The organism is Actinoplanes sp. NPDC048791, from assembly GCF_040650095.1.
GTDB lineage: Bacteria > Actinomycetota > Actinomycetes > Mycobacteriales > Micromonosporaceae > Actinoplanes.
In genome coordinates this window covers 1-5400 of record NZ_JBEZGQ010000584.1, presented here as the reverse complement: position 1 = coordinate 5400, position 5400 = coordinate 1, and the positions used below count along the sequence as shown (strand labels likewise).

General features: G+C 70.7%; 6 protein-coding genes. 1 reads left to right on the top strand and 5 read right to left on the bottom strand.

Annotation, left to right across the window (positions count from 1 at the left end; genetic code table 11):
- From AB0C29_RS31745 to AB0C29_RS31730, 4 genes are all read right to left on the bottom strand, one after another.
- A partial coding sequence (locus tag AB0C29_RS31745; protein ID WP_360827939.1) for a beta-L-arabinofuranosidase domain-containing protein occupies positions 1-485 on the bottom strand: 485 nt, incomplete at its 3' end.
- A gap of 11 nt (positions 486-496) precedes the next feature.
- Positions 497-1306, bottom strand: coding sequence for a carbohydrate ABC transporter permease (locus AB0C29_RS31740; RefSeq protein ID WP_360827935.1), 810 nt, complete (start codon positions 1304-1306; stop codon positions 497-499).
- Complete coding sequence (locus AB0C29_RS31735; protein ID WP_360827932.1) at positions 1303-2259, bottom strand: sugar ABC transporter permease; 957 nt, start codon at positions 2257-2259, stop codon at positions 1303-1305. Before AB0C29_RS31735 ends, AB0C29_RS31740 begins: the two co-directional genes overlap by 4 nt.
- A 2-nt stretch (positions 2260-2261) precedes the next feature.
- The gene (locus AB0C29_RS31730; protein WP_360827929.1) at positions 2262-3521 is read right to left on the bottom strand and encodes an extracellular solute-binding protein; all 1260 of its coding nucleotides are present in this window, start codon (positions 3519-3521) and stop codon (positions 2262-2264) included.
- 95 nt (positions 3522-3616) lie between these two features.
- Here AB0C29_RS31730 and AB0C29_RS31725 point away from each other — a divergent pair, with 95 nt between their 5' ends.
- Entirely contained in the window at positions 3617-4672 is a 1056-nt protein-coding gene (locus AB0C29_RS31725) for a LacI family DNA-binding transcriptional regulator (protein ID WP_360827926.1), read from the top strand.
- Between the two features lie 21 nt (positions 4673-4693).
- Here the strand turns inward: AB0C29_RS31725 and AB0C29_RS31720 are convergent, their stop codons facing one another.
- Positions 4694-5356 carry a response regulator transcription factor gene (locus tag AB0C29_RS31720; RefSeq protein ID WP_360827942.1) on the bottom strand — a complete coding sequence of 221 codons (663 nt, stop codon included), beginning with the start codon at positions 5354-5356 and terminating at the stop codon, positions 4694-4696.
- Positions 5357-5400: the final 44 nt, after the last annotated feature.

The following is a 5400-nucleotide window of genomic DNA, read 5'->3' as shown; positions in this document are numbered from 1 at the left end:
GCGACGGCCGCCTGGATCAGGTGCCCGGCGCAGTACATCTCGTGGCTGAAGTGCAGCTCGGCCCACTGCCGGTCGCGGTGGTCGCTCTGGTAGTACGAGTCCAGGTAGCCGTCGGGGTCCTGGGCCTTCTCCAGCAGCGACGCCGTGTCGGCCAGGAAACCGGACAGCCGCGGGCTCAGCGTGCCGGTCCGGCCGAGCTCCCAGGCCGCCGCCTCCAGCGTCTTGTAGACGTCGGTGTCGGCGAACCACATGCCCGCGAAGGCGGCGGGTCCGTCGCCGACGACCCGGCGCAGGTTGGCCAGGTTTCCCGCCGTGTCGAGATTGTCGACGCAGTGCGGCAGGGTCGCGGCGGCGTTACGGGCCTGCCAGCCGCCGAGCAGGCCGGTCGGCGACAGGTGGACGGCGTCCGCCGGCAGCGGGTGCAGCGCGGCCACGGCCCGGGCGGTGGGCGCGACGGGACCGGCGGAACGGGTGGGTTCGGTCATGGAGATTGTCCTCAGTCCTTGACGGCGCCGGCCGTGACGCCGGCGGCCACGTAACGCTGCGCCAGGATGAGCAGCAGCGTCGCGGGGATGGAGGCGACCACGGCGGTGGCCATGATGGCGTTCCATTGCTGGTTGTTGTTGCCGATGTAGCGGTAGATGCCGAGCGTGATGGGCTGGTGGTCGGCCCCGCCGGCCAGCGTGGTGGCGAAGACGAAGTCCGACCAGGCCCACAGGAACGCGAACAGCGAGACGGTGACCACCGCGTTGCGGCTGACCGGCAGCACGACCGACCAGAACGTGCGCAGCGGGCCGGCACCGTCCACGGTGGCCGCCGCGGTCAGCTCGTCCGGGATGCCGGACATGAACGCGGTGAAGATCAGCACGCCGAACGGGACGGCGATGGTCGAGTCGGCCAGGATCAGCCCGGCCGTGGTGTTGAGCACGCCGGCCTTGAGATAGATGGCGTAGAAGCCCATCGCCATGATGATCCCGGGGATCATCTGGGCGATCAGGAGCACAAAGCTGAGCGCGCCGCCGCCGCGCGGTCGCAGCTTGGCCAGCGAGTAGCCGGCCGGGGCGGACAGCACGACGGTGAGCAGGACGGTGCCGAGCCCGACGATCAGGCTGGTGCCCAGGTACGGCAGCTGCTGGTCGAGCACCGCGCGGTAGCCCTCGAGGGTGGCGTCGAACGGGAACACGTGCGGCGGGCTGGCCCGCATGTCGGTGTCCTTGGTGAACGACACGTTGATCATCCAGTAGACCGGGAACAGCATGATCGCCGTCAGCACCACGCCGATGCCGGTCTTGAGCTGCCGGGTCATGCCTGCCTCCGCTGGATCCGGATGTAGATGAGCCCGCAGATCAGGGCCATCACGATCAGCAGGTTGCCGACCGCGGCGCCGGGACCGAACTCCGGCAGCAGATTGCCGAAGCTCAACCGGTACGACCAGGTGGCCAGCGTGGTGGACGAGTCCGTCGGCCCGCCCTTGGTCATGATCCAGATGATGTCGAAGACCTTGAGGGTGTAGACCAGCCCGAGCAGCAGCGTGATCGCCGAGACCGGCCGCAGCAGCGGGAACGTGATCCGCCAGAACGTCGACCAGCCGGACGCGCCGTCCAGGGCCGCCGCCTCGTAGATCTCGTCCGGGATCGCCCGCAGCCCGCTGTAGAGCACCACCAGGTTGAACGGCACGCCGATCCAGATGTTGGCGATGATCACCGAGACCAGCGACCACTGCGGCGAGGTGAGCCAGTTGACCGGGTCCACCCCGAGGACACCGAGCGCGGCGTTGACGATGCCGGAGTCGCTGTTGAGCATCCACGACCAGGTCGAGGCCGAGACGATCAACGGCAACAGCCACGGTACGAGGAACAGCGCCCGCAACGTCGCCGACAGCCGGAAGTTCTGGGCGAAGAACACGGCCAGGGCCATCCCGATGGCGAACTGGAAGATCAGCGAGACACCGGTGAACACGACGGTGTGCAGCAACGCCGGACCGAAGCTGGGATCACCGAAGACCGTGCGGTAGTTGTCCAGCCCGCTGAACGGGGCATCACCCTGAACGAACGACCGCACGGTGTAGTGCCGCAGGCTCAGATCCAGGTTGCGGTAGAGCGGATAGGCGTAGAAGGCCAGCAGGTACACCACGACCGGCGCGAGGAAACCCCAGGCCGCCAGCTGCCGTGTCCGCCGCGCGCGCCGGGCCGGCGAGGCCCCGGCCCGCACCGGGGCGGTGGTCGCCGCCCCGGTACGGATCGTCGTGTCGTGGGCCATGGCTACTGCGTCGCCGCCGCTGCCGTCGTCTGGGCCGCCTTGAGCGCGTCCTGCGGCGACTTGGAGCCGCTCAGCGCGGCCTGGAACGCGGTCCACAGCGGCTGGGAGATCTTCGGGTACTTGGTGCCGAGGTCGTCGCTGGTCCGGCCCTTGGCCGCCTTGACCGCCTCGACCCAGACCTTCAGCTCCGGGGTGGCCGCGACCTGCTTGTCCTGCACGGCCGCGGTGGCCGCGACGTAGGACAGCGTGGTGTCGGTCGTCAGCGCGTTGTCGGCGCTGGTCAGGCAGGCGATCAGCTTCTGCGAGACGGCGTAGCGGGCGGTGTCGGACTGCACCGGCGCGGTGACGAACTCGCCGCCGGTGGGCGCCGGGGCGGTGCCGCCGGCACTGGACGGGACAGCGATGATGCCGTAGTCGAAGCCGGTCTTCTTGGCGTTGGCCAGCTGCCAGGTGCCGTTCTCGCCGAACGCGTAGTCGCCGGTGGCGAACTCCTGCCAGCTCGTGGTCTGCGTGTTGTTGAGCACCGAGTTCGGCGCGTAGCCCTGCTTGAGCCAGTCGGTCCACAGGGTCAGCGCCGAGACGGCCTGCGGGGAGTCGAGCTGGGTCAGATTCGCCCCGGAGCCCCAGAACCAGGGCAGGAACTGGAAGCTGCCCTCCTCCGTACCGATCGCCGAGAAGGTGATGCCCTTCTTGCCGGACTGCTTCACCTTGCCCAGGGCCGCGGTCAGCGCGGCCCAGTCCTTGATCTGGGCCGGGTCGACCCCGGCCTTGGTCAGCACGGCCTTGTTGTAGTAGAGCGCGAGCGTGTTGGCGCCGATCGGGATGCCGAAGGTCTTGCCGCCGCTCTGCCCGGCCGCCAGCAGGTTCGGCTCGACGCCGGTGGTGTCCAGCTTGGACTCCTCGGTGGTGGTCAGCGCGCCGGCCTCGGCCAGGGTGGAGACCACCGGGTTGTCGACGATCAGCACGTCGGGGGAGTTGTCCTGCTGGGCGGCGAGCAGCGCCTTGTTGGTCAGGTCGGTGGTGTCGTAGCCGGTGCGCTTGACGGTGACCCCGGCGTCGGTGCCGCACTTGGTCAGCAGCTTCACCCACTCGGAGCTGTCGTCGAACTGCGGATACGGATCCCAGATCGTGTAGGTGCCGCTCGCCGCGCCGGAGGACCCCGAACCGGAGTCGGAGGACGAGCAGGCGACGGTGAGGCAGGCGGTCAGCGTCAGTGCGGCAGCGGCGCCGAGCCGTCGGCGGTTGCCGGGGGAAAGTCTCATCAGGTGCCCCTTGGGCCAGGGAGGGAGGAAACAAGGAAAACGATTGCCTTGAAGTTAGGGAGCACCTTGCGGCCATGTCAAGGGCTGATTACCGTGTGGTTACGCCAACCGCGAAAGCCCGGCCGGAAACCCTGGAGGAAACACTGACCACCATCGGACGGGCCGTCACCATCGCCGAGGTCGCCGCGCTCGCCGGGGTCTCCGTCGGCACCGCCTCCAAGGCCCTCAACGGCCGCGGCAGCCTGCGCCCGGAGACCCGGCAACGGGTCCGGGAGGCCGCCGACCGGCTCGGTTTCGTGGCCAACGCGGCGGCGCGCAGCCTGCACTCCGGGCGCACGTACACGGTCGGCATGATCACCACCGACAGCATCGGCCGGTTCAGCATCCCGCTGCTGATCGGCGCCGAGGACGCCCTGGGCGCCGGCCAGGTCTCGGTGTTCCTCTGCGACGCCCGCGACGACCCGATCCGCGAGCAGTACTACCTGCGTACGCTGCTGAGCCGCAACGTCGACGGGATCATCGTCACCGGCCGGCGCACCCAGGCCCGGGCCCCGATCGCCGCCGGCCTGCACGTGCCGGTGGTGTACGCGTTCATCAGCTCGGCCGACCCGCAGGACTGCTCGGTGGTCCCCGACGAGGCGGACGGCGCGCGCCGGGCGGTGCGGCACCTGCTGTCCACCGGCCGGCGCCGGATCGCGCACGTGACCGGCCCGGAGCACCACCACTCCGCGACGGTCCGGGCGGCCGCCACCGAGCAGACCCTGCGCGGCGAGGGCCTCGACCTCGCGGTGCCGGTGCTGTTCGGCGAGTGGAGCGAGGCCTGGGGGCGGCAGGCGGCGGGCCTGCTGCTGGCGGCCGGCGCGGACGTCGACGCGATCTTCAGCGGCACCGACCAGAACGCCCGCGGTGTCGCCGAGGCGCTGCGCGAGGCCGGCCGGGCCATCCCCGGCGACGTCGCCCTGGTCGGCTTCGACAACTGGGACGTCATGGTCGACGGCTGCCGCCCGGCGCTGACCAGCATCGACATGGACCTGGAGGGCATCGGCCGCACGGCCGCGGAGCTGCTGCTGGCGGCGATCAACGGCGATCCGGTACGCGGCAAGCGCACCCGGCCCTGCCGCCTGGTCCCGCGCGCCTCCACGGCCCGCTGACCGGCCGGAGCGGTTCGGGGGTCAGCCGGTGCGCGGAGTGACCAGGCCGGACTCGTAGGCCAGGACCACGAGCTGGGCCCGGTCGCGGGCGTGCAGCTTGGCCATCGCCCGGTTGATGTGGGTCTTGGCGGTCAGCGGGCTGATCACCAGGCGCTCGGCGATCTGGTCGTTGGACAGCCCCTGCGCCACCAGGGCGACGGCCTCGCGTTCCCGGTTGGTCAGCTCCTTGAGCTGCGCGCCGGCGCCGGTGCGGCGCGGTTCGGTGACGTACCGGCTGATCAGCTTGCGGGTGATCGACGGCGCCAGCAGCGCGTCCCCGCGCGCGGCGACCCGGACGGCGTGCAGGAAGTCCTCCGGCACGATGTCCTTGACCAGGAACCCGGCGGCGCCGGCCCGCAGCGCGTCGAAGACGTACTCGTCCAGGCCGTAGTTGGTCAGGATGACCACGTGCACCCCGGCCAGGTCCGGGTCGGCGGCGATGCGCCGGGTCGTCTCGATGCCGTCCAGCACCGGCATCTGGATGTCGAGCAGGGCGATGTCCGGCCGGTGCTCGCGGGCCAGGGCCAGGCCCTGCAGGCCGTCGGCGGCCTCGGCCACCACCTCGATGTCGTCCTCCACGTCGAGCAGCGCGCGGAACCCGCTGCGCAGCAGCGGCTGGTCGTCGACCAGCAGGACCCGGATCACGCCGTCCGGTCCACGGGCAGCTCGGCCTGCACGGTGAAGCCGCC

Bases quoted from the DNA above. Each gene is read 5' to 3' on its own strand.
- AB0C29_RS31740 (WP_360827935.1), bottom strand. From the start codon at position 1,306: ATGACCCGGCAGCTCAAGACCGGCATCGGCGTGGTGCTGACGGCGATC.
- AB0C29_RS31735 (WP_360827932.1), bottom strand. From the start codon at position 2,259: ATGGCCCACGACACGACGATCCGTACCGGGGCGGCGACCACCGCCCCG.
- AB0C29_RS31730 (WP_360827929.1), bottom strand. From the start codon at position 3,521: ATGAGACTTTCCCCCGGCAACCGCCGACGGCTCGGCGCCGCTGCCGCA.